Source organism: Microcystis wesenbergii FACHB-1317, from assembly GCF_014696875.1.
GTDB classification, from domain to species: Bacteria; Cyanobacteriota; Cyanobacteriia; order Cyanobacteriales; family Microcystaceae; genus Microcystis; species Microcystis wesenbergii_A.
Window position 1 is genome coordinate 1 of the sequence record NZ_JACJQV010000201.1, and the last position, 23,317, is coordinate 23,317.

The following is a 23,317-nucleotide window of genomic DNA, read 5'->3' on the forward strand; positions in this document are numbered from 1 at the left end:
TCGTCTAACTCTTGATTAATTTGTTTCATTACATGGAATCTATCGGCGACTACCTCGGCCGATGGCATCAATTCTTTCACCAAATTTTTATAGGGCAACCAAAGGTCTATGCTCACTTCTTCAATTTGCTCTAACACCTCTTTTCCCCACCCCGTAAGCGTTTCCCTCAACTCTTCTTGTGTTCGCTTCTCTAGAATAGCTATTAGTTTTCCCGTATCTAAATTTACTAAAACTGCACAGTAATTTTTTTGTCCTTTGACTAGAGCGATTTCGTCAATTCCTAGTCTTTTTAATTTCGATAAGTCTGTCTCTGTAATTTCTTCAGCTATGTCCTCTATCATTCTTTGAATCTCTTCTTCCGTTACGTCATTTCTTCGGCTAACATTTAAAACATCTCCTGCTTTTAATTGTTCGAGTATATTGGCGGCTAGTCTTTTCGTATAGGTTCGTTTCTTGGCGACAAAATCTAACTCTTCGCTCAAGGGTTTCTGACAATTATCGCCCTTAAATTGACGACGATTAACTTGTAGGTACACTGGTTGGACTGAGATTGGTAAATCTTTGACTAAATGTCGATGATTTTGGTGTATTTTATCGCTCTCTAACCGACAACGAGGACAGATGGCTTTTTTATTTTTCGATTCGATTCGGCAAACTATACCGATATTTTCTAGGTGTCGATAGCCTTGAATACAGGTTCCTTGTAGGTTCAAAAATTTGTCAAGTATCATAAGTAAAATAATCTCGTTTTTGGCTATTATATCAAATCTTAACTCGATTGTCTATCTTTTGGTATTAACCTGTTTATGCCGTAAGTCTCTCCCTGTATGAATCTAAGCTATTTTTGAGACTAAGTACTCTCATCGAATTTTATTTTAAGTTAATTATTTGCATAACAATTACCGAAGAGCCTAAATAATCAGTTTTTAATAACTGGATTTAGTATGACAATTTTTCTGTCCTCTGGCCCCTGAATGGGCAAATTGCCCTATTTTGTCCGATTAATCGCGATTTATTTGGGTTAGTCGATTATTCTAACTAGGGAGGTGTTAAAAATTATCATATTTCCCCCCTTATCAAGGGGGGATTAAGGGGGGATCGGCATCCCCCTTATTAAGGGGGGCAGGGGGGATCAAAGACAAAATCTATCTTCAAATTATAACCACTTACTTAAGTAGTCCAGCAAAATTAATTTTCTAGGTTCGAGTGGACAATCGCCAATTCTTGCCGCCAAACTAGCAGGGGTTTCTCCCAAGCTAGTTCCCATTTTTGCGCTAAAAAAGGTCGAGTATTTTTGCCCAAATTATAGGCGGTGACAATCTCTTTCCAGAGAGAATGTAAGGAAAGTGGCGAAGAAAATAAAGTTCCCAATAATCCCCCTAAAATTATGACAATAGCTAGAGGGCGACGAGTTTGACTTAATTCAAAAGCTTTCAGTTGCAATTCTCCCACGACATCGACACCAAAACCCGTGACTATATGCCAGATATCGTGAGTTTGCCGTAAGCGAAGCAGCAGATAATCTGTATCAGAATTTACCTGAATAGACCGATAAAAATTAGGATCAAAATTGAGACTAATTAGGTGAGTAGCATAATGATAACCTAGGGAATCTTCTGGGAGTTTTAGCAAGGTTTCTAAACAGGGACTAGCGGCTAGATATCTTTGGGCAATCATTTGGGCGGTAGCTCGATCGCTTTTAACATATTGCAAAGATAATCGCTGTAACCAACTCTCTTTTAAGCCGTCTTCAATATCATATACAGACATCGTATTACCGGGATTTTGTAAAAGAGAAATTATTCCTTTGGTCACACTGATTAGATTAGTCGTAAATAGCATATAAACTCTCCTAAGCAAGTAAAAAGGGTGAGAATAATCGAAAAAACCGATAACCAATAACAGGTAAAAACTACTCCTTATAGGGATCGTACTGACTCAAGATTCTTTCTAACTTTGCTTCATCAATGCGATTAATTAAGCGTTTAGATTCTTCGACATCGCGGACAGTTTTTGATAAATTAATGGTGGAACCGACGCTAAATAGTAAACCCATGCCTAAATAACCTTTAATCCACGGATCTACCGGCAGATAAACAACCCCTAAAGAAGTGGCGGAAATAGAGACAATAAAAGATAACCAAGTTTGAAAAATCCACGCTTGAGTATGACTGGGAGCAGTACCGTATTTTTTATCGTTCATAATCGTCTCCTAAATGTTTCTGCACCCATTCTGTCGGTTCTAGAGGTGCAACAACAATGAGCGCTATCTAGTAGGGGGAGGGTTGAGAAGTGGGGTGAAGTGGGGTGAAGTATCAAGTATAATCGTTATTAGAATCTAGGACCAAAAAGATGGAGATTAAACATCTGAAAATTTGGTATTCTTGGGAAAAACAAGAACAAATGATCGATCGCTTGGTGGGGAGAGTGGGATTAACCCGGGTGCGTGCCACTTGTTTTCTGCGTCTTTGGATTTATGCGATTGCCAAGGAAGGACAGGTAAAACCCCCCTTATCCCAGTTAATTTTTCCCACCACTGCCATTATCTGTACCCATCGACAAGCATCCGATCTATTTTATCAGGATCAGGACCAGGGCAGCGATCGCTCTGCCGGTATGATGTTAGATAAATTAGCAGCCCTTGGTTTAATTGAAAAAATTTTTGACGGCAACACCACCAGAATTAAAATCAAGCCAATTGCGGGGATTTTAGAGCCTGATAACTCAGAATCATCTGTGGAATTGCAATTAGATCAATTTAATCCCCGTTGTGATGCGATTCCTGTGGCTAACTTGCTGACACGCAATTATAACTGGATGAATCGCAATGCTGAGGTAATTCCCCATCGCATTTCCCGTCTGTTGCGGGGTTGGGCAAAAGATTACACTACAGGTATGCGAGTTTTGCGTCGGGTAGATAATCTTAATCCCGTCGGTTTTTATCTGCTCTATCCCACCGCAAACGAGTCGGAAGCGAATTTTTTTACCTCTCCTAACAAGAGTTTACATCTAAGTGCGATCAATGAACAGGATCCTTTTAAAATGGCATCTGTGGGAGATGAAAATTGTCTTTCGGTATTTATTCGCAGTTGGATGATCGATGCTAATTATTTAGAAAAATATCGTTTAATTTTTCTGCAAGATGCCCAAAAAACTCTCCAGAGAATGATCTTAGATTTTCCTAATCTCTGCGATTTACATACTTTGATTATTCATCCCGATTATGAGAAATTAGCCGCCGCCTTGGGATTTCAAAAAACTATTCAGGAATCCCCAAACTCTATTTATTGGATGTATTTAGGACTCGATCGCTTTTTATCCCTAGATATGAGTGAAATTCAATTTTAATGGGGTGTGGGGAGTAGGGGGAAAAAATCCATAACTGGGTTTTTGAAATTCGATCGAGAGTTAGTCGTAATATTAAAAACGGATTTGGTATAACATCTTGTCAACAAGTATTGTTATAATAATGACATCAATTAAGCTATAGTCGCCTATGTCTGAACAATTGATCGCTAGGCTTGCTAATGCCTTTAAACCAGTTCCTTTACCTGCTGGTAGTCCCTTTTATGTGGATCTAAAAGCAGTGAGAGCGGATGCTGATGTTTGTCAAGATTTAGGCAGAAAAATTATTCGTGCGCTGCCAACAGACTACACCCATCAACTCTACACAGGCCATCGAGGAGGGGGGAAATCCACGGAATTATTGCGGCTGAAAAAATATCTAGAGCAAAAAAATTGTTTTGTTGTTTATTTTGCCGCAGATAAAGACGATATCGATCCAGAAGATGCTCAATATACAGATATTCTCATTGCCTGTACGCGCCATTTATTAGAACAACTAAAACAGGCTAATTCAACCCCATTGAAAAACTGGATAAAATCCCGTTGGCAGGATTTAATTGATTTAGCTTTAACAGAGATTAAAGTGGAAGATGTCAAATTAGAAACGGGAGACTTGATTAAATACTTTGGTAAATTATCTGCGGCGATTCGGGCAATTCCTAGTCAAAGACAAGAAATAAGAAATAAAATCAATCCTCATACTGTTACGCTGTTAACGGCACTAAATGAGTTTATTGATAATAGCAAAACTGTCTTAGATGATTCAACAAAATTAGTGGTAATTGTTGATAACTTAGATCGCATTGTACCGATATATCGGCGAGATCATAAAACTAATCATGATGAGATTTTTTTAGATCGAGCTAATCAATTAAAGGGGTTAAATTGTCATTTGATTTATACTATACCTATTTCAATGGCCTATTCTAATCGGGCCAATGATCTACGCGATATTTATGATAATGACCCGATGGTTTTACCGATGATTATGATCCGCAATCTTGATCGTACTATTAATCCCGATGGTATGGCAAAAATTAAGGCTATTATTGAGAAAAGAACGCAGCAATTTTTACCGACGAAAAAGCTAGAAACAGATATTTTTGAAAGTCAAGAAGTTCTGGAGCGATTATGTTTAATGACTGGAGGTCATGTACGAAACCTAATTTTATTAATGCAAACCGCTTTAGATCATGTGGATGCTTTACCTATTACCGCAAAAGCTGCTCAAAGAGCAATAACTCAAGCTAGAGATGTCTATCAGAGAACAGTAGAACACGAGCAGTGGAAAATTCTGGCTAAGGTATATCGTACCAACGAAATTCAAAATGATGAAGCTCATCGTAAATTATTATTCAATCGTTGTATTTTACAATATGCTTATTTTGATGCAGATGCAGAGTTGAAAAGTTGGTATGATGTGCATCCTTTAATTACCAAAATTAAGGAGTTTAATGATGAATTATGAATTATAAATGATGAATGGGGAGCGGGAAACAGGGAACAGGTAAGAAAATCAGTGTAGCTCATAAATCTGAATACAGCTATAAGTACCTAAGCAAAATTAATTACATATTTCGATGAAGCTTTTGCCTCTTGCCTATTGCCTCTTGCCTATCTTCACTGGGAAATTTATTTTGCATGACTACTTATATAATAATGACAAACCCAAAAGTAAAACCCTTAACTAACTTTCAGGAGTCGGATTTTGAAGGATTGCTAGAAGAGCAACCCCTAACAGCAGCAGAATCCTATCAATCATTACTGCGATCACTGAAACGAAAAAATGGCTTTAATTTACTCTTTGTTCGCTGTTCTCCCGTGCAAGCTGATGAGATTATTCGGGGAATCAGTCAAGATTTACCTAATAAAAATATTCAAGTCCTGCAACTTGATTCAGAAACCGATAATTTGTATGAGAAAATTGTCGATCTACCAAATTATACCAATCTAAACATTCTTTTCGTGCGCGGTTTAGAAAATGCACTACTGCGCTACGAAGAAGCGGAAAGTGAAGGCTATTTCTTGTCGAGTCAAAGTCCGGTTTATGGGGGAACCTGGGCCGGAGTTCCTAAGATTTTAGGCTATTTAAACCTATCTCGTGAGCGATTTGAGCGGCAATTTCCCTTTACTTTAGTATTCTTATTGCCGGAATTTGCCTTGCGGTATTTTATTCGTCGTGCGTCGGATTTTTTTGATTGGTATTCGGGAGTTTATGAATTTCCGACGGATAAGGACATATTGGAAAGAGAAATTGAAAGACTGGTTTATTTAGACGGCGATCTCGATACCTATCAGCAATTCACTCCCCAACAACGACAGGAAAAGTTAGCCGAAATTAAGGCCTATTTAAGCGATTCCCCATCTCTCGATCCTGTTCGAGCATCTGAATTGTGGCATAAAAAAGGACTAATTCATGCAATGGGAAAAGAATACGAACAAGCGATCGCATCCTTCGATCGAGCTTTAGAAATTAAACCCGATAAGCATGAAGCTTGGTACAACCGAGGGGTTGCGTTGCATAAATTAGGCAGATTTGCAGAAGAGATCGCATCCTTCGATCGAGCTTTAGAAATTAAACCCGATTTGCATGAAGCTTGGTACAACCGAGGGATTGCGTTAAAGAATTTAGGCAGATTTGAACAAGCGATCGCATCCTACGATCGAGCTTTAGAAATTAAACCCGATTTGCATGAAGCTTGGTACAACCGAGGGATTGCGTTAGGTAATTTAGGCAGATTTGAACAAGCGATCGCATCCTACGATCAAGCTATTAAAATTAATTCAAATTCTGCTAATGCTTAATACAATAAAGCTTGCTGTTATGGCTTACAAAACAATGTGGAATTAGCTATCGAAAACTTACAACGCGCCATCAATCTTGATGTCGAATATCAGGATATGGCGAAAACAGATAAAGATTTTGAGCAGATTCGGGGAGATGAGCGGTTTCAGAGTTTCCTAAATCGAGTATAATAATATATATTTGTATTTTAGCTAAGGAGATATTCTATGACTAACACCTACACAGCTATCATTCAGCCAGACGGAGATTGGTGGATTGGTTGGATAGAAGAAATTCCGGGAGTTAACTGTCAAGAAGCATCTCGTGATCAGTTATTAGAAACCCTAAAAATTACTCTTAGCGAAGCATTAGAATTGAATAAACAGGAAGCAATTGCCGCTACTAAGGGAAACTACCAAGAAGAGAAAATTGTTGTATGAAACGCAAACAGTTTATCGATCACGTCCTGTAGGGGCGAAGCATTCGGATAGGAAATCTACGGTTTCAGCGATAAGTTATTGCCCGAATGCTTCGCCCGTACTTTTTCAGCAAGTCCTAGCCATTCTTGGTGGTTTAACCCCCAATTAAATAAAAGATCTGCGATTCCAAGACATACGGAAATTAGGGATATTCTCGCTAATAAAATCTGCAAAGATCTCGGAATACCACTAATAAAATAAATCGTTCATCAGTCTTGATGTCAAATATCAGTATCTGGCAAAAACAGATAAAGATTTTGATAAGATTCGGCGAGATGATCGGTTAAGTTAAGTAAATAAAAAAAGAGATAACTATGCTCAATCAATATACTGCTAAATATACAAAAATTCCCTCTGGTTACATGGGACAACTGATAGAATGGCCAGAAGTGATTACCGAAGGAGCAACCTTAGAAGAATGTCGAGAAATGCTCAAAGATGCTCTCTTGGAAATGATTTTAGCCTATCAACAACAAAACCAACCGATTCCTCTAGAAGAATGCTTGTTAGAATCAATTTATCTAAGTATTTAATACTAAATCTGGTTATTAAAAACTGATTATTTATTCTCCCCTACCCCCCACCCCCCCTACCCCCCCGACATCGGGGGGGCAAGGAGGGGCAAGGGGGGGTTGCCTCTTGCCTATCCTGATATGTAGCCTATACTCAACGGATTTAGTATAACAACTCCTACGCTGGCAAGCCAGTGCGGTCTTGGTGGCTCCCCAAGTGGCGATTGTACATACCGGCTGCCTTGAGCGAGGAAACTCGGCGGAACCAAAGAATCCCGAAGCGCTTAGTGCCATAGGAGTGTCAATTAGGGTATTCTATGAGGGGGAGCAGCAAAATCCTGCCTCGAAGATGGTTGAAAAAATCCGTAAAAAATAGTTGCGCTCTTGTATAATCGGCTAAAATCCAGAGAAATAGCTTTTGCCATGGCGACTACAGAAGCATTAAACCCCAGTCAATTCTCACTTTTAACCAACCTCACCGCTGCTCGTTCAAGTTCACCCAAATCACAAGAAGAAATGGACAAAGTTATCATTCTCGTTAATGCCGAAGCTCAAGCCAGTGGTCAGATGTCTCGGCTATCGCCCGTTACCGAAAAGATGGTGATTGCCTTAAAAAACGCGGTTCCTAAATCCTTGGCGGTGGAGGTGACAGGGACGGCTTCTTTGTGGTCGAAAATGGAGTCGGGTAAAACCAGCCAAAATAATTTAATCTGGTGTCCCTTAACAATTCAATTACCCAATTGGGTGAATTTTCCGGGTAAAAAAGTTTATCAAGCTTGTCGGGATATCGAGGAAAGACGCGCTTGGGTTGCCCATACCCTGCACTATAAAACCAGTCAGGGAGATTCTTCTTTTGGGGATCTTTGGTTGCCGATCACGGTGACATCTAAGGGTTTAGAATACGGTGAGGTGATCGGGGAGGGCATGATCCCCAACGCCTACAGTCAACCGATTAGTCTAGAAAGAGAGAGTCTTAAGTCTTTATATCGGCTGGCATCGCAATTACTGGATAATTTACAGGCTCCTGCTTCTGTTTACTTGCTACAGTTTCGTCTGGCTCATCGAGAAGTGGTTTTTGATCGTCTCTGGCCTTTTCCCGCCGCACCTGCGATCGCTTCCCTGCGCGGTCAACAGACGGATCTCTATGCAGCCTACTGGAATTGTTTACGTCGGCAAGCAACGCTCGATCATTCCCTGGCAATTTAATCCCATAGCCGAGAAAAACTGTCTAACTTTGCCCACAACAGCGATCGATCCCTAAACTATCTAAAATTAAATCACTGACGGCGTTAGCGATGGCAAATTCACTATAAAAACTTTCGCGAAAGTCAAAAGCTTGCATCTCGGTAACGATCGCAATTACCAAGCTACCGAGATCGTTTTCCCCTTCCAAACGCTGACGCAGAAAAATTTGACTAGCGCGTTCAGCGATAGTTTCATTAATAGCTTCGGGAATAAATTCTGCATCTAACCAACGATGCAAAGCGGTTCGCAGCCAAGTTTGTTCCTGTTGGGGATTTTCGAGCGGTGGTAAAGTAATAGGCGGAATTGGTGCGGGATTGTCAGGCATAATTAGAGAATTATCAGGCTACGAGACTGAATTCTTGGGGGGAGTCGTGGATATCGCCTCTATTATACAAGGATACGCACGCGGTTACTTTCTCATGGCCGATGAGGGGGGGCGATTGGATTGGTATTCTAGTAAAAATCGCGCCCTTATCCCTCTTGATCGGCGTTTTAGCTATCCCAAGTCCCTAAAACGAGTTTTGAATCAAAATCGCTTTAGCGTGGCTATTAACCGCGATTTTGCTGGGGTTTGTGCCGGTTGTGCCGATCGCTCGCTGACTTGGATTTCCCCGGAGTTAATCCAAATCTATCAGCAATTACACCAAGCCGGCTGGGCCCACAGTTTCGAGACTTGGCAAGGGGATCAATTAGCGGGAGGGATTTTAGGTTTGGCAATTGGCGGGGTTTTTATCGGGGAATCGATGTTTTATAAAATTCCTGATGGTTCTAAGGTAGCCATGGTCAAGTTAGTTGAACATCTCAGAGAACGGGATTTCTGTCTATTTGATGCCCAAATGCAAAATCCCCATCTGGCTAGATTTGGGTCCTATACTATCTCCGAAAAAGAATATCATACCCTACTGGAAAGCGCTCTGCTCAAGCATTGCCGTTTTGTTTAAGTAGGGGTGGGGTTTTACCCATTTTCAGGTGTACCTAAATTTTCCCCCCGATCACTCCAATGACCAGCACTTTTTGGAAATCAAAAAAGTCTAAAAGTCTTATTCAACAAAGTTTTTAGATTTATTCGGCCAACCCTATTTATGTACTACTAGGGCGCAGATTCTGCGCCCTAGATACCTTACTATTTTAGCGGGTTAAGGCCGCGCCTCTTTCGTATAAAGTGCGGGCATAATCGGTCCAAGTACCCTGGCCCCAATAACGGAAACAACTGGTTTGCACGAGCAAATTATAAAGCAGTGCCTCCAGATAATCCGGTCGTCGGGTAAAACTAGGATCCGCCTGTACTAAAGGATCATATTTCTCGTGGAATTGAGCGCTTAATTGGTTCATCGGTTCGAGGACATTTTCGTAACCGCGCACCCAACTGAGATCATTTGTCCAAGAGGCCCCATCCATACTAAAACGGTGGTCGGTCTGTTTTAACTCAGCGATCGCCTGTTCCACTGCTTCAGGGGTAGCGGCATCCGGATTAACTCGCTGCCAGATTTTATGCTGGTGTACGGCTTGAATTGGGGGATAATCTTCTGGATTAACACCAGCAGCCTCGATTAACTCCAGATATTCCGTACCGTTAAATCCTGCCACACTGGAACCCCCCTGCATTTCCCGCCAAGGATTGGGAAAATCGCGAGGAAATTCATTCATCATCACGCCACCATTTTCACCGTCGGCAATCTGGGAACCTAGGGAAGGAACCCAAACGCCGCCGATTTGCTGTTTACCGCGGCATTTGGCCTCGTGGTAGGGTTGCATTTGGGCGACTAATTTGGTGTCGGAACCCTGGGTTTTAATCAAAGCAGTAATCGCAATCACTTCACCCCGAGAATTGCGCGCCACCAGGCGATTAGGAATATATTTTTGTTCCTGACTCAATCCGGAACCGTCGAGATTTTCTACCGAGTGTTCCTGTACCAATAACCAACGATAGCCGCATTCTTTCAGAGCTTTAATATACTCGTAGAGGGTATCGGGATGGTTAGGAAGGTGCATTTCCGGGGGAGAGAACCCTTTGACTCGTTTCAGAGCATCCGGGCCAAAAATCGAGGCAAAATAGGTTTGCCATGCTTGCATCTGTAATTTTAGATCGGGAATCGGTGTGGAAGGAGCCACCGCATGACTCCACATTGTCCCCAACCATTCCACATAGGGTTGATATTGACTGTTACAGGTGATTAATTTGAGTTTATCGAGGATATCCTGCCGTCCCATCTGTACCAAACCCCAGAGGAGATTGCCGGAATAATCGAGCATAATCCGGGGATTACAGCCTTCCGCCACCAATTCCGGGATAAAATCGCCCATGCGACTGTAACACCAGGCAAAAACGCTGGCATTATGGTTATCGCCATCCCCTTGATGCTCGAACATATGCTGGAGATTGCAGATTAATTCCCCGTTAACACCCGCGGGGATGGTGGGTTGGTGCATATGCAAGGCACAGGCAAAACCAGCGTTAATATTGTCTAATTTGAGATTTGTTGTCGGTAAAAAGATCGGATCATCGTGATTGACAATCGCCGCAATTTCCTGTTCCCAACCGCAAATAGTCGGTAGTCCGGGGCGGATTTCCGTGATAGCGTTCGATTTCGATGATACGGGTGTAGCGATCATAATTTTTCAGGCGAATAGATTGAGATAGTTTGTCCCCACTCTCCCAGGGACAACTTTTTTTACTGGCAACAGGTCACTCTTGACTGTTCACTGCTAACTGAGTTAAGAGCGCGAACTTTATCCTATCCCATTTATACTGAGAGTACCCCCCTTCCAGACACAAGCCTTCGTAACTCGTTAAAAATCAAGATGATTCTTTACTGAACTTAACCGATCCTCGCACTATGATCCAAACAACTAAGTAAGCGGTTCTAATTAAATAGAAGATAGATTTTGCCTTTGATCCCCCCTGCCCCCCTTGATAAGGGGGGTGCCGATAGGCGGGGGGATCCCCTCTTGATCCCCCCCTTGATAAGGGAGGGAATCTGACAATTTTTAACACCTACCTACTCATCAGCCCTTTTACCTGTAAATTTTAACCATGTTCTCGGCGACTACCGAAATTCTTGTTATTCTCTTCCTCATCCTCCTCAATGGAGTCTTTGCTCTCTCGGAAATTGCCATTGTCTCGGCCCGCAAAATCCGTTTGGAACAATTAGCCAGAGATGATCGACGGGCGGCGGTGGCCTTAAAATTGGCCAATGATCCCAATCAAATTTTATCGACGGTGCAGATTGGCATTACCCTAGTGGGTATCTTTGCCGGGGCCTACGGAGGAGCTAATTTATCGGTCAGTGTAGCGCAATTATTGGCGCAAGTTCCTGTTTTAGCCCCCTATAGTCAAGCTTTGGGATTAGGATTAGTGGTGTTAATTATTACCTATCTATCCCTAGTGGTGGGGGAATTAGTGCCGAAACGGTTAGGTTTAAGTAATCCTGAAAAAATCGCTATCCTCGTTGCTGATCCTCTGAATAGGTTATCAAAAATTGTTTCGCCCGTTGTTCATCTTTTGAGTCAATCGACTAATCTGATTCTCGGTTTGTTGGGGATTAGCGGTAATAATAATGATTCCCCAATTACAGAAGAAGAATTGAAAATTATGCTTAAACAGGGAACCGAAGCGGGAACCTTTGAGGAAGCAGAACAGGATATGGTGGAAAGGGTGTTAGGATTGAGCGATCGCCGAGTAAGTCAGATTATGACCACGCGTCCGGATGTGGTTTGGCTAGATTTGGAAGATAGTGCCGAAATTAACCGCCAGAAGCTAATTGAGAGCAATCATACCCGTTTTCCTGTGTGTCAGGGCAGTTTAGATGAGGTTTTGGGGGTAATCGAAGTCACAGACTTATTGGCCGATTGTTTAACCGGTGAAAGTTTCGACCTAACGAAGGATTTACAGCAGCCGCTTTTTGTGCCGGAAAGCACTAGGGGTTTAAAGGTTTTAGAATTGGTGCAGCAAAGTGGCCATCATATTGCCTTGGTAGTGGATGAGTACGGGGTGATTCAAGGATTGGTGACGCGCCAGGATATTTTAGAGGCAATTGTCGGCGATTTACCCCAATTAGATAATATTGAAGATGCTCAGATTGTGCAGCGGGAAGATGGTTCTTGGTTGATCGATGGCACAGTGGCGATCGAAGATTTTAAAGAATTATTTGAAATCAGTGAATTACCGGGGGAAAAACAGGGCAATTATCACACTTTAGGGGGTTTTATTATTACCCATCTTGGTAGGATTCCGGGTGCTGCCGATCATTTTGAATGGCAAAGGTTGCGCTTGGAAGTGGTGGATATGGACGGTAATCGCGTCGATAAGGTGTTAGTCACGCTCTTGTTGGATGATTTGTAAGTAATTGTTAGTAAATATCTAGATTTTTTCAAGCTTGTGAAGACCGATACAATTTTTTATCAACTATTGCAAACTTTTCCGGGGTTAATTTTTGAATTACTGGGAGAATCAACCCAGAAAGCTGAAAATTATCAATTCTCCTCCCGAGAAATCAAAGAATTAGCGCGTCGTTTTGACGGTATTTTTTTACCGACCACAGCAGCACCGGAACTAATTATTTACTTTGTTGAAGTGCAATTTCAGGATAAAAGTGATTTTTATTGGCGATTTTTAACAGAAATTGTCATCTATCTCAATCAGTATAAACCCGTTCAGGATTGGATGGCTGTAGCTTTATTTGCCTCCAGGGATATCGACAATAATTTTCCCTATCAACTGCGGGGATTTGAGATAACGGGACAGATCAGACGTATTTATTTAGATGAATTAATCGATAGTCCAGAGCCGTCTCTGGGTTTAGGAATTATTCAGTTAATCGTCGCTACACCCCAATTAGCACAGCAACGAGGAAAACCACTTTTACAAAAAGCGATCGCTGAAATTGATGATCTAGTTTTCCAGCAAAAAGTTGTAGAATTAATTGAAAGAACCTTAGCCTATAAATTTACTAATCTTAGTCACACGGAGTTAGAAGCTATGTTCGGATTAGATGATCTCAGACAGACTCGACTTTATCAAGAAGCTAAAGAAGAAGGTCGTGAAGAAGGTCGTGAAGAAGGTCGTGAAGCAGCTAAAACTGAAGCGATCGCTGGTTTACTAGCTTTAGGTTTAAGTATAGAACAGATTGCCACTGCTTTGCAATTAGAACTTACCAAAGTACAAGAGACGGCAGCCAAATTATCCCCCCCAAATTAGCAGGGTAAATTATCAAGTTTCTCCCTGATTTTAGCCTATTCATTCATATTGCGATAGGTAGCCACTGCCGAGGGAGAAATGCGATTGAGATAACGGAAAATCCAATATTTTAATACTGTGTCTAAGATAACGGGAAAAGTGGCGATAAAGAGAAAATTAAACTCGCGATTTTCCGGTAAACCGAAATGACGACTTAACCCTTCTAGGATCACTTCCCAACCGTGGGGAGAGTGGAAACCGACAAACATATCGGTAAAGAGAATAATTAAAAAAGCTTTAGCTGAATCGCTAAGATTATAGAGAATGCCATCCAGAAAAGACTTGACAATCTCGATTTCCCGACGACTAAAAGCGACAACAAAACCAAAGGCAATCAGGGAACAAATATCGGCGAAAATATTAGCGATCGCATTTAAACCTCGCTGGCGAAATTCTTCACTTAGTACCGCTGCTTTTTTGGTAATTTCTCCCTCGATTTCTTCGTTAGATAATTTGGGTGCTAAACCAATCATACCTCGAAAATGTAAAGCTTCCTCAAATCTTCTCAATTCCGAAAAAGCTTCTTCTTCTAAATCCTGATTGATAAAAATAAACTGTTCCTGTTGTTGGAAATATTTATTAACCAAGGGGGTAATCAGGAAAGTTTTGGTTAATTGCTGGGTCAATAAAGGAACAATAATTAACAGTAAAATAAACTTGAGAGAAATGGCTGTTTTATAACGAGAATTGCGAAATCTTTTTAAAACTGCCTCCTCCGATTCCCCCGCTTGGGGATCAATTTCCTGTTTAATGCGGTTAAAAGTATTGACAAAAGAACGGGGTAAAACTCCTGGTTTTTCCGTGGCTTTTTGCGATTTATTATTTTTGATTATTTCCTCCTCTTCAATACTACCTGCTGCTAAAAAAGAGCGATTTCGAGAAGTCTTTATTTTCGCTGTTTCCCGGTCAACATTTCTGTTCTGGAGACTTTTGGGGACATCTTCAAGCTCTTCTTGCCAATAATTACCTTGATATTTTCCGATAATACTATCGATAAACTGAAGTTTTTTCAGACAAACATCTGTGGTGACAGTAATCACCCCATTATTAATTGTCGGTTGATTCGGACCGAAGGTATTAACGATCGAGCGACTAGCTTTAAACTCCGTCAATCTGACTTTAATTTTTTGCAGATAACCTTTAACTTCTGCGATAAAATAGGAATTAGTGCTGCTGCCATAATTTGACAACTCCGCTGCCACTTTTCGCCCTTGAAAATGCTTATCTTCTATCTCCTTAATCTTCAAAGCTGCATGATAGGCCTCATCTAAAGAACGTTCAGGAGTTTGTAATAACCATTGATTAACACCTTGCAAAATCCGATTAAGATTCATAGGAAACAATTACTTCCACAAGGGAGAAAAGCTAGAGTACCGATCAGTTATCTTAACAAATACAATCGAGAAAAAACGATGTCAATCATACCAATTTGGATCGAAGGTGGCACGCGATCGGGCAAAACCACCGCTTTAGTCGGGGAATTTCGGCGCTGGCTGTCTCGCAATCGCTCAAAATCATCCCCCCTTCCTCGATCGATCTTAGTTTTCGCTGCCAACGATGATAATAAACGAGAATTAGCCGATCAATTAGCCCTTGCTGTTAAGGGTAGCTATCCGATTCTCTGCAAAACCCCTTTAGGTTTTCTCACCGATGAAGTCATCCTGTTTTGGCCGTTAATTTTCGAGTCTTTAGGGCTAAAAGCGCAATTTCCCCGCCGATTACGCCCAGAAACGGAGCAGGAACTCGCCACCCGTCTCTGGCAACCAGCAATCGCTGAATTCTTCCAGCTTACTAGCATAAATGAATATCGTTTCGTCCGTCAAGTTCTCGATTTGTTACAATTAGCCGGCGCTAGTGGTGTTCCCGCAGAAAAGATACCCGAAAGATTAGCCGACGGATTATCAGAAACAGATCTAAAACGAGTTTTAGCGATTAATGAGCAGGAAACACCAGAAAAAGTGGGAGAATTAATCATTCAATGGCGTGATTGGTCTCTAGAACGTGGTTTATTAAGTTATGGTATCATCTACGAACTCTATTGGCGCTATTTATTCCCTGATAGTCGTTATCAACAGCAACTATTAAAACGCTTCCGGGGGGTTTTTGCGGACGATGTGGACGATTATCCGGCTATTGCCAAGGATTTACTCAGTTTTTTCCTCGATCATGATTGTTTTAGCGTTTTTACCTACAATCCCCAGGGAAAAATTCGCTTAGGATTAACTGCCGATCCCGATTATCTACAAAAATTAGCGGCACGCTGTCAAATTATGCCATTATCTACCACCGACGGGTTAGCTGCTCAGTTTAGCGAGACGGTTCTCTCCTTAATCAGCGACGGTAACTATCTTGGCAATCTTCCCGATCAATTCATCTCCCTGCAAACCACCTCTCGCGCTGAATTGTTACGGAAGACAGCCACAGCTATTATTCAAGCAGTCAAGCAAGGAGCAGTAAAACCCGAAGAAATCGCCGTTATTGCCCCCGGTTTAGACGAAATCGCCCGTTATAGCCTGATGGAAATTTTAACCGGTGCCGGGATACCCGTTCAACCCCTCAACGAACAACGACCCCTGATCAGTTGTCCTCTGATTCGGGCATTATTGACCCTTCTCGCCCTTGTTTATGAAAATTTGGGGCGTTTAGCCCCCCAAGAGGCCATAGCGGAAATGCTGGTGATTTTTAGCCGTTATCGCTGGGATGAAGAAGAGAATTTAATTCCCGATATCGATCCGGTTCGCGCTGGATTAATTGCCGATCATTGTTATCAACTGGATCTGGAAAATCCTCGTTTATTAGCGATCGAAACTTTTCCCCGTTGGGATCGCTTAGGACAAAAAGCTTGTACTGCCTACGAAAGAATTTGTCACTGGATCGAAGGGATGAAAAAACGGCAGCAAGAAGCCAAACTTTTCCCGATTTTTGTCTTAAATCAAGCGATCGAACAATTATTAAACGATGGGGAAAATTTGCCCTTCGATCACTTGGCAGCTTTGCGAGAATTAATGGAAACTGCCCAACATTTTTGGGAGATTGATCGCCGTTTGCGCGAGAGTGAACCCTCTTTTCAAAGTGCCAGCGAAACTATTAGTCAGTTTATCCAACTTTTGCGCCGTGGTACAATTACTGCTAATCCCTATCCTGTGCGACAATTTATTAAATCTTCCCCGGCAGTTACCCTAGGCAATATCTTTCAATACCGTTCTTTTCGTTCTAGTCATCGTTGGCATTTTTGGCTAGATTGTTCCTCCCCACTCTGGGAACAAGGAGGTTCTGCGACTCTTTTTGCCGCGCCGATTTTTTGGCAAAAAAGTCCCTATCAACGCTGGACAACAGCAGCAGAATTAGAGGAAAATCAGGCACGTTTACAGAGAATTTTAAGGGATTTATTAGCAAGGGTAAGCGAAAAAGTTATCCTCTGTCACAGTGATTTAGGAGTATCAGGAACCGATCAAACTGGACAACTTTTATCTTTAGTACAAGGAGCAACAGAATATAATTATAGTGTTACTTGAATGATCAGGATTGAGATTTTAGCAAAAAGAAACGATAGGGAAAATGATATACTACTTCGCTTAAAACTTTAATAGACTTCTTGCCTAATTAATTTTTGATGGTTCAAAAACGGCAAAAATAAGAATTAAATGGCCTAAAATCTATCAAGAGACCATTTAGTTAATTATTATTCATTCTTAATTCTCCTGACTACGGATACTAAATCTGGTTATTAAAGACTGATTATTTATTCCCCCAACCCCCCTACCCCCCCGACATCGGGTGGCAAGGGGGGGCAAGGGTAGGGTCGTTTCATTCTCGCAAATGTCATTCAATCAAATCCTTATCTGGCAAGGTTTTCAGTCAATTTCTCAGAACAAATATCTGAAAAATTTTTAAAATGCCTTGCTTTGCTTGCCCCGTAAGCGATTGAAGACAGACAAACAAGGAATCAAACTAGAGAATGAATCAGCCCTAGGGGCAAGGGGGGTGCCTGTGCTAATATGTAGCCTCTACTCAACGGATTTCCTATCACTACTGACTACCGACTCCTAACCCTAACAACAATTTTTGATTTTTACAAGAGGTCTAATGTAGTTTTCGTTTTTTATGTTGAGGGAATTATCCAGCAGGATTCGGTGAAGTTAACTTTGTCCTATTACCTACCTTGGATAAATTCTTGCAATTGTTCATCCGCAAGAGTTTGGAAATTTCTTTCTTTGTCACCAAAAATTGCTCCGTCAAGTTTAAGCGGTGCCGAAGATTTGTGGCCTTTCGGGAATTGAACTTCTCTCCCGATATAGTCTTTGGCAAAAAGTCCTGACTGCACAATGGAATAAAAGAATTGCCCCTTGTAGTATTCTGTTGCCGTTCCGTATTGATTGTCAAACTCGTGTTTCGCTTCTGTAAAATTCATTTTTACCTGCTTCTATATGGGTAGATTTTTGCTGCCTAACGGTGAAGTTAGGCGACTGGCAGTTTCAACTACTTGCGACTTTTCCAGTACCCAGGTTAGGTGTGTGATAAGTTTAACTTGTATAAGAGCGATCAATCTTTGTGTCCTTTGTGTCTTTGTGGTTCGTTCCACTCGCTCGCCGGGGGGACTGTATCTTAGAATACATTTTACCCACCAAACCCAAGAGAGCCAATTTGGAATGTGGTCTTGCTCAATTGTGTAGAGAACACCATCTGGAAATTGGCGTGCCATACACCGTAGAGAGGTATTTTGAGCGGATCCAGGCAAGATCAGCCCCTCGCTGCCGAAAATTTTCACCTTTTGATGGTATAACTCGCCTGGAAAGTCAAGATCGGCTCTCAAAGGGTGGCTGTGTGGTTCCAACTTCAGAACAAGCCAATGATTTCATTCAAAAGAATGCCCTGAGCAGTGGTGTCACCAACGCTGTCATCAATGGTGTGATTGGCTGGTTTATGTTTCGAGGAAAAGATACTCTACCGCTTACTGTGGATACCATATCAGGGCATGAGAAAACGGTTTTCTCGACGGGAGTGATGACCGCTTTTACGGTATCTATCATCTTAGGGACAATCGCCTTTTTTACTTTCCGCCAAAAAGCCAAAGATTTCCACGTCGCATCCCCAGAACTTTTAGAGCGTCCTTTTTTCTTTTTTGGAGTCAGGACGGTCCTGTTTTATGCTCTGTTTGTCTTTGGTACAGTGGCCTTGGCTGCTCTATTCTTGCAAAAGTTTGTGGGGACGATTCTGGTAACACCTGTTATCGGCGCAATTATCTTAGGGATTATCGCCGGGATAGCCTCTTGGTTTATTAATGCGGCGGTGATGAAAGCCATCGGGCGGCCTGAGTAGATTTTTGAGGTATAACCGAGTATCATTGAATATTATGGAGATTTTATGACCGTTTTGGACGCATTTAAGCTCGATGGGCAAGTAGCGATTGTAACTGGGGCCGGTGCGGGCATTGGCCGGGGCATTGCCGAATTATTTGCCCAAGCAGGGGCAGCGGTGGTCGTCAGTGACCTCAAGGAAGACACCGCCGCTATTGTTGCTGATGGCATTAAGGAAAAGGGCGGCAGAGCGATCGCAGTTGCCTGTGATGTTACTAATGAACAGGCCCTAGAAAACTTGGTCAAGTCCACCCTGGATGCTTTTAGCAAAATCACCCTGCTGGTAAACAATGCCGGCGGTGGTGGGCCGAAACCCTTTGATATGCCCATGGATACTTTCATCTGGGCCTATAAAATCAATGTATTTTCGGCGTTTCATCTCTGTCAATTATGTGTCCCTTATATGGAAGCGGCGGGGGGAGGAGCAATTTTAAATATCTCCTCGATGTCGGCAGAGAACAAGAATATCAATATGGCCTCTTATAGCTCCTCTAAGGCCGCCGTTAGCCACCTCACCCGCAATATTGCTTTTGATCTCGGACCGAAAGGAATTCGGGTAAATGCGATCGCACCTGGTGCGATCAAAACCGATGCCTTGGCGAAGGTGCTGACTCCGGATATTGAAAAAGTGATGCTCAAGCATACCCCCCTCGCCCGCTTAGGGGAACCCAGTGATATTGCCTACTCTGCCCTTTTCCTCTGTTCACCGGCGGCCAGTTGGGTGAGTGGGCAGATCCTCACCGTTAGCGGCGGCGGTGTTCAGGAATTGGACTAACAGTCTATTATCGATTCATTTAACCGTATTTAGCGACAAAAAGGAGAGAATATGAGCAATTTTGATGCTTTTGCTGATTTTCGCATGGATGGTCATGTGGCCATTGTCACCGGCGAGGCCCAAAATATTGGGGAAGCCATTGCGAAAACCTTTTCCGGCGCGGGAGCCAAGGTCATGATTGCCGACCTGGATGGAGAGAAGGCCCAAGCAACAGCCGAGGCTATTCAAGCTGTCACAGGGAATCAAGTTCTAGGGATCGGCTGCAACGTCACTGTTGAGGAAGATATTCAACAATGTGTGGCCAAAACGGTGGCAGCTTTTGGCGGCATTTCTACCCTTGTTAGTGGCGTCGGTTGGGGTAAAGCTTACGACGACCCCCTAGAGGTTCCCATGGAGGAAATGATCGAAAGCTATAAACTCAATACCTTAGCGGCGACGCGGATGACTTCCGCTTGTCGTCCCTATTTGCTGAAAGCGGAAAACGCCACGATTACTAACTCCGGTTCGCTGGTGGGAGTTTTGCCAGCTTTTGACTTTATTGCCTATTCCGCCGCTAAAGCCGCCCTTAACCATCTGATGCTAGGTCTGGCTCACTATTTTGCTAAACAGGTCCGCGTCAATACCGTGCTGATTGGGACCGTCATCACCGAGGGTTATGCCGCTGCTGGTTTGGATGAAAAAGCCCAATATGCTCTAGCTCATCCCGACAACCTGACCGGACGCGCCGGTAAACCCCAAGATATTGCTAACGCTTTCCTCTGGTTAGCTTCACCGGCTGGCTCTTGGGTGAGCGGTCAAACTTTACAAGTCTCCGGTGGTGGCAAACGCGTCCGTCTCAAACCCGAATAACGGCTCTCTTGCCCCTCCTTGACCTTTCTCTGCGATTTGTCGTTATGGTTTTTGCTGCTTTTGGATATCGTCGGGCTATCAGGCTAGTAACTTCTTTTTCAGTGTTAGCATTGTTTAATCTTGCCTCTGCCGGTCAAGGGCAGCTCTTGACCGAAACGGCGATCGCTGAGGAGTCCACCTCGACAACCAACCCCTTAGAAAATGCGGCTAGTCTCGGGCCAGTCCTCCACCTTCCCCCGAACTCGGTTGCACAATTTAAGCAGCAGCAGCCTGGAGCTAATCTCCCGATGACACAAGTGAGCCGGGATGATGTATCGCCAATGGAACCGGTAGAGTTACCATCCCCTGAATCTACAGTGTCGCCGCCAAAAGATCCCAATGCCAGGTTAAGGATTCCCCCCGGTTTTGGCGAAGGGTTTCCCGTTGAACGGGTGTTTATCTACGTTCGCAACCCCAGCAACGACCCGAAGCAAGATGAAGAGAGCAGACGGCAACTGGCGAATAGTTTTGGCATTCGGGCCGGGGGAAACTTTAGTCCCCTTTTGGCGGATCAGGGACTGAATCAGGTGCAGCGCTTGCCCTTTGTCGAGAGTGCCGAGTATCGTCTCTACCAGTCAAATCTGCCCGGTGTGGTCATTGTGGCGCTGCTGGTCAATTTGAAACCACAAGAGGTCTCCCAAGTCCCCGTCCCTAAACCGCCAAGGGGTATGGTAATCAGTGGCAAGTTACGGGATTTTCCTACCCTCTACGAGAGCGATCGCAGTTTAGTTAAATTGATCCTCAATGGGGGTGTGGGAGTCTTTAGTGATACTAATCCCTGGTTTGGCAACCCAGAAAATTTTGCCCCCAGTTCCTACCAACCGAAGGGAACAATTACTTGGGGAGAATTTTATCTAGAGCCTGGTTTAGCAGGTATTACCGGTCTGGGGAATTCTCCTGTGTATATCTATGGTGCCGCTTCCTATACGGTATCTGGGACAGTTCAACCGGACATTTTCCGTACAGACTCAAGGTTCTACGGTGATATTGAAAGGCTCTACGGCGGTTTTCTGGTGGCTAAAACGGGAAATCCTCTCGTTTTTAACCTATCGGCAGGGCGGCAAATTTTCCAACTCAATCAAGGCTTTTTGTTTTCTCAGTTTAGCGGTTCGGCTAATGCTCTAGATCGAGCGGCGAGCTATTCTAACCCCCGCACTGCCTACGAGATGACAGTGCTGTCTGATTTGCGCTGGGGGGATTTTCGTTTACAGGGGTTCTTTCTGGAGCCAGATGAGCTATCAGTGGCTGATAGCAATACACAATATTTGGGAATTAGCGCCCAGTATAACAATAATCAAGGGGTTGAGGCCGTTTTAACCTATGTGGGTGTCCCTCAATCATCCCGGACTTATTTGCTGCCCGATGGTGAACGGCTAACCCGTCAAGGGTTACAGGTGATTAATCCCCGATTGCAGTTATCGCCATTGTTTGGGGTACCCGGACTGTGGTTTCAAGGGGAATATGCCTACCAATTTAATGACCGGTATAGTATGTCGGCTCAGGGGGGTTATCTTTGGTTAGGCTACAGTGTTCAAAATGTGCGCTGGCAGCCTAGCTTTAGCTACCGCTTTGCCGGTTTTAGTGGCGATAACCCCAAAACTGCTACATACGAACGTTTTGATCCCTTGCAAGCGAGTGGTTTAACTGACTGGTTACAGGGAATTAGTCTCGGCAAGGTTTATAACAACTCTAATAGTTTTTCTCATCGAGTCAATTTTACGGTGATGCCTACCAGTAACTTTGAGTTATCCCTAGATTACTACTGGGACTTAGACAAAAAACAAATCGAGAAAAGCCTCAACCCCAATCCCTGCTTGGGATTTACTTCGAGAAGCCCAAAATCGCTGAAACCCAGATAGATCAAGGAAAATCATAAATCGAGGTTAACCCTTTGTCCCGTAATGGTTTGAGCCTTTTTTGCTGCCCGAAAATGCCTAAGTCCCACTACTACCGGTTTGCCGACACTTTGAATAACTTAGGGGGTAATCCCGCCCTCCAGACGCTGAAATCCTATGATCTTGGTCATGAATTACTGTTAATCGGGCGATATTATCTGTCTCAAAATTTCTTGCTTCAGGGGGTTGGTTCCGTGGCGTTTCCAGGCACTGCTATTCGTCTCGCCGCGGACAACAATACTAGCCCTTGGGTTACTCTACAAGTGTCCCTGTTTATGTTTTTCTGAGTTTAGTAACTGCCGAGGTAGAGAAAAAAGGTGGTAGAATATCAACCATTACTTATCCATTTTTCTTTATTTGTAGCCCTCACCCTCTGCCATTACTTTTGAAAAATGGTATTAGTCTAAACTCCAGTTAGAAGCGTTATCGAAAAAAACACAGGAGGATAGGGAGTTTATTATGCGTTTAGCTCCACTTTACCAACAGGATAGAGAACAAGCGGTTCAGCAAGGTGAACAAAGAGGAGAAGCAAAGTTAGTCCTCCGTCAACTTCAACGACGTTTCGGTGAAATACCCCAGAATCTAGAAGAAATCATCCGTAACCTTCCTGTGGAGTGCTTAGAAGACTTAGGACTCGCTTTATTAGACTTTGACACTTTGACAGATTTAGACAACTGGTTGCATCCGTGACGCGCTTTATTTGGGATAAATTTAGCAAAGACTTCTTAGAAACCCTTCTTTCTCCCTACGGTACAGTAGTTGTCAGCAAAGAAGTCACCTCAGAAATTCAAGAAATTGAT

General features: G+C 42.9%; 22 protein-coding genes and 1 pseudogene. 16 read left to right on the forward strand and 7 right to left on the reverse strand.

Translation table 11 applies throughout. From position 1 onward, the window contains the following. The 3 genes from H6F92_RS20740 to H6F92_RS20750 form a co-directional block, all read right to left on the reverse strand. On the reverse strand, positions 1 to 731 hold a 731-nt coding region (locus H6F92_RS20740; RefSeq protein ID WP_190359318.1), incomplete at its 3' end, for an ISL3 family transposase. A 457-nt stretch (positions 732 to 1,188) separates the two neighbouring features. Then, positions 1,189 to 1,842, reverse strand: coding sequence for a Coq4 family protein (locus H6F92_RS20745; RefSeq protein ID WP_190359319.1), 654 nt, complete (start codon positions 1,840 to 1,842; stop codon positions 1,189 to 1,191). A gap of 70 nt (positions 1,843 to 1,912) precedes the next feature. After that, on the reverse strand, positions 1,913 to 2,203 hold the full coding sequence (locus tag H6F92_RS20750) for a YiaA/YiaB family inner membrane protein (RefSeq protein WP_190359320.1): 291 nt from the start codon (positions 2,201 to 2,203) through the stop codon (positions 1,913 to 1,915). 149 nt (positions 2,204 to 2,352) lie between these two features. Between H6F92_RS20750 and H6F92_RS20755 the strand changes: the two genes are divergently transcribed. From H6F92_RS20755 to H6F92_RS20780, 6 genes and pseudogenes are all read left to right on the forward strand, one after another. Beyond that, positions 2,353 to 3,348 (forward strand): hypothetical protein, encoded by a 996-nt coding sequence (locus H6F92_RS20755; RefSeq protein ID WP_190359321.1) that lies wholly within the window; start codon positions 2,353 to 2,355, stop codon positions 3,346 to 3,348. Positions 3,349 to 3,496: 148 nt separating this feature from the next. Beyond that, positions 3,497 to 4,813, forward strand: coding sequence for a P-loop NTPase fold protein (locus H6F92_RS20760; RefSeq protein WP_190359322.1), 1,317 nt, complete (start codon positions 3,497 to 3,499; stop codon positions 4,811 to 4,813). Between the two features lie 248 nt (positions 4,814 to 5,061). Then, a pseudogene (locus tag H6F92_RS20765) lies at positions 5,062 to 6,321 on the forward strand (tetratricopeptide repeat protein). A 36-nt stretch (positions 6,322 to 6,357) separates the two neighbouring features. Further along, positions 6,358 to 6,570 (forward strand): hypothetical protein, encoded by a 213-nt coding sequence (locus H6F92_RS20770; RefSeq protein ID WP_002780190.1) that lies wholly within the window; start codon positions 6,358 to 6,360, stop codon positions 6,568 to 6,570. Between the two features lie 353 nt (positions 6,571 to 6,923). After that, positions 6,924 to 7,142 carry a type II toxin-antitoxin system HicB family antitoxin gene (locus H6F92_RS20775; protein ID WP_190359323.1) on the forward strand — a complete coding sequence of 73 codons (219 nt, stop codon included), beginning with the start codon at positions 6,924 to 6,926 and terminating at the stop codon, positions 7,140 to 7,142. Positions 7,143 to 7,544: 402 nt separating this feature from the next. Continuing rightward, on the forward strand, positions 7,545 to 8,327 hold the full coding sequence (locus H6F92_RS20780; RefSeq protein WP_190359333.1) for a hypothetical protein: 783 nt from the start codon (positions 7,545 to 7,547) through the stop codon (positions 8,325 to 8,327). Positions 8,328 to 8,349: 22 nt separating this feature from the next. Here the strand turns inward: H6F92_RS20780 and H6F92_RS20785 are convergent, their stop codons facing one another. Further along, positions 8,350 to 8,691 (reverse strand): hypothetical protein, encoded by a 342-nt coding sequence (locus H6F92_RS20785; protein WP_190359324.1) that lies wholly within the window; start codon positions 8,689 to 8,691, stop codon positions 8,350 to 8,352. Between the two features lie 34 nt (positions 8,692 to 8,725). Here H6F92_RS20785 and aat point away from each other — a divergent pair, with 34 nt between their 5' ends. Next, the gene (gene aat, locus H6F92_RS20790) at positions 8,726 to 9,307 is read left to right on the forward strand and encodes a leucyl/phenylalanyl-tRNA--protein transferase (RefSeq protein WP_190359334.1); all 582 of its coding nucleotides are present in this window, start codon (positions 8,726 to 8,728) and stop codon (positions 9,305 to 9,307) included. A 187-nt stretch (positions 9,308 to 9,494) separates the two neighbouring features. On the opposite strand, the gene H6F92_RS20795 is transcribed toward aat, so the two are convergent. Beyond that, positions 9,495 to 10,979: a polysaccharide deacetylase family protein gene (locus H6F92_RS20795; RefSeq protein WP_190359325.1), complete on the reverse strand. Its 1,485-nt coding sequence runs from the start codon at positions 10,977 to 10,979 to the stop codon at positions 9,495 to 9,497. A 421-nt stretch (positions 10,980 to 11,400) separates the two neighbouring features. Here H6F92_RS20795 and H6F92_RS20800 point away from each other — a divergent pair, with 421 nt between their 5' ends. Both H6F92_RS20800 and H6F92_RS20805 read left to right on the forward strand, forming a co-directional pair. Then, positions 11,401 to 12,708 carry a hemolysin family protein gene (locus H6F92_RS20800; RefSeq protein WP_110578839.1) on the forward strand — a complete coding sequence of 436 codons (1,308 nt, stop codon included), beginning with the start codon at positions 11,401 to 11,403 and terminating at the stop codon, positions 12,706 to 12,708. Positions 12,709 to 12,744: 36 nt separating this feature from the next. Beyond that, positions 12,745 to 13,563, forward strand: coding sequence for an Rpn family recombination-promoting nuclease/putative transposase (locus H6F92_RS20805; protein ID WP_190359326.1), 819 nt, complete (start codon positions 12,745 to 12,747; stop codon positions 13,561 to 13,563). A gap of 35 nt (positions 13,564 to 13,598) precedes the next feature. Here the strand turns inward: H6F92_RS20805 and H6F92_RS20810 are convergent, their stop codons facing one another. Then, positions 13,599 to 14,936: a proton extrusion protein PcxA gene (locus tag H6F92_RS20810; protein WP_190359327.1), complete on the reverse strand. Its 1,338-nt coding sequence runs from the start codon at positions 14,934 to 14,936 to the stop codon at positions 13,599 to 13,601. Between the two features lie 78 nt (positions 14,937 to 15,014). On the opposite strand from H6F92_RS20810, the gene H6F92_RS20815 reads away from it, so the two are divergent. Beyond that, positions 15,015 to 17,117, forward strand: a complete 2,103-nt coding sequence (locus H6F92_RS20815; protein WP_190359328.1) for a PD-(D/E)XK nuclease family protein — start codon at positions 15,015 to 15,017, stop codon at positions 17,115 to 17,117. A 638-nt stretch (positions 17,118 to 17,755) separates the two neighbouring features. Here the strand turns inward: H6F92_RS20815 and H6F92_RS20820 are convergent. Further along, positions 17,756 to 18,013: a hypothetical protein gene (locus H6F92_RS20820; protein WP_199308277.1), complete on the reverse strand. Its 258-nt coding sequence runs from the start codon at positions 18,011 to 18,013 to the stop codon at positions 17,756 to 17,758. Positions 18,014 to 18,426: 413 nt separating this feature from the next. Here H6F92_RS20820 and H6F92_RS20825 point away from each other — a divergent pair, with 413 nt between their 5' ends. The 6 genes from H6F92_RS20825 (at position 18,427) to H6F92_RS20850 (ending at position 23,207) form a co-directional block, all read left to right on the forward strand. Further along, positions 18,427 to 18,921 (forward strand): permease, encoded by a 495-nt coding sequence (locus tag H6F92_RS20825; RefSeq protein ID WP_190359329.1) that lies wholly within the window; start codon positions 18,427 to 18,429, stop codon positions 18,919 to 18,921. A 45-nt stretch (positions 18,922 to 18,966) separates the two neighbouring features. Further along, positions 18,967 to 19,734 carry a 7-alpha-hydroxysteroid dehydrogenase gene (gene hdhA, locus H6F92_RS20830; protein WP_190359330.1) on the forward strand — a complete coding sequence of 256 codons (768 nt, stop codon included), beginning with the start codon at positions 18,967 to 18,969 and terminating at the stop codon, positions 19,732 to 19,734. 51 nt (positions 19,735 to 19,785) lie between these two features. Next, a complete protein-coding gene (locus H6F92_RS20835; protein ID WP_190359331.1) occupies positions 19,786 to 20,583 on the forward strand; it encodes an SDR family oxidoreductase in 798 nt (265 codons plus the stop codon). Between the two features lie 101 nt (positions 20,584 to 20,684). Next, positions 20,685 to 22,481 carry an alginate export family protein gene (locus H6F92_RS20840; RefSeq protein ID WP_265795858.1) on the forward strand — a complete coding sequence of 599 codons (1,797 nt, stop codon included), beginning with the start codon at positions 20,685 to 20,687 and terminating at the stop codon, positions 22,479 to 22,481. A gap of 71 nt (positions 22,482 to 22,552) precedes the next feature. Beyond that, positions 22,553 to 22,804 carry a hypothetical protein gene (locus H6F92_RS20845; protein ID WP_242030216.1) on the forward strand — a complete coding sequence of 84 codons (252 nt, stop codon included), beginning with the start codon at positions 22,553 to 22,555 and terminating at the stop codon, positions 22,802 to 22,804. Between the two features lie 172 nt (positions 22,805 to 22,976). Beyond that, the gene (locus tag H6F92_RS20850; RefSeq protein WP_190359332.1) at positions 22,977 to 23,207 is read left to right on the forward strand and encodes a DUF4351 domain-containing protein; all 231 of its coding nucleotides are present in this window, start codon (positions 22,977 to 22,979) and stop codon (positions 23,205 to 23,207) included. Positions 23,208 to 23,317: the final 110 nt, after the last annotated feature.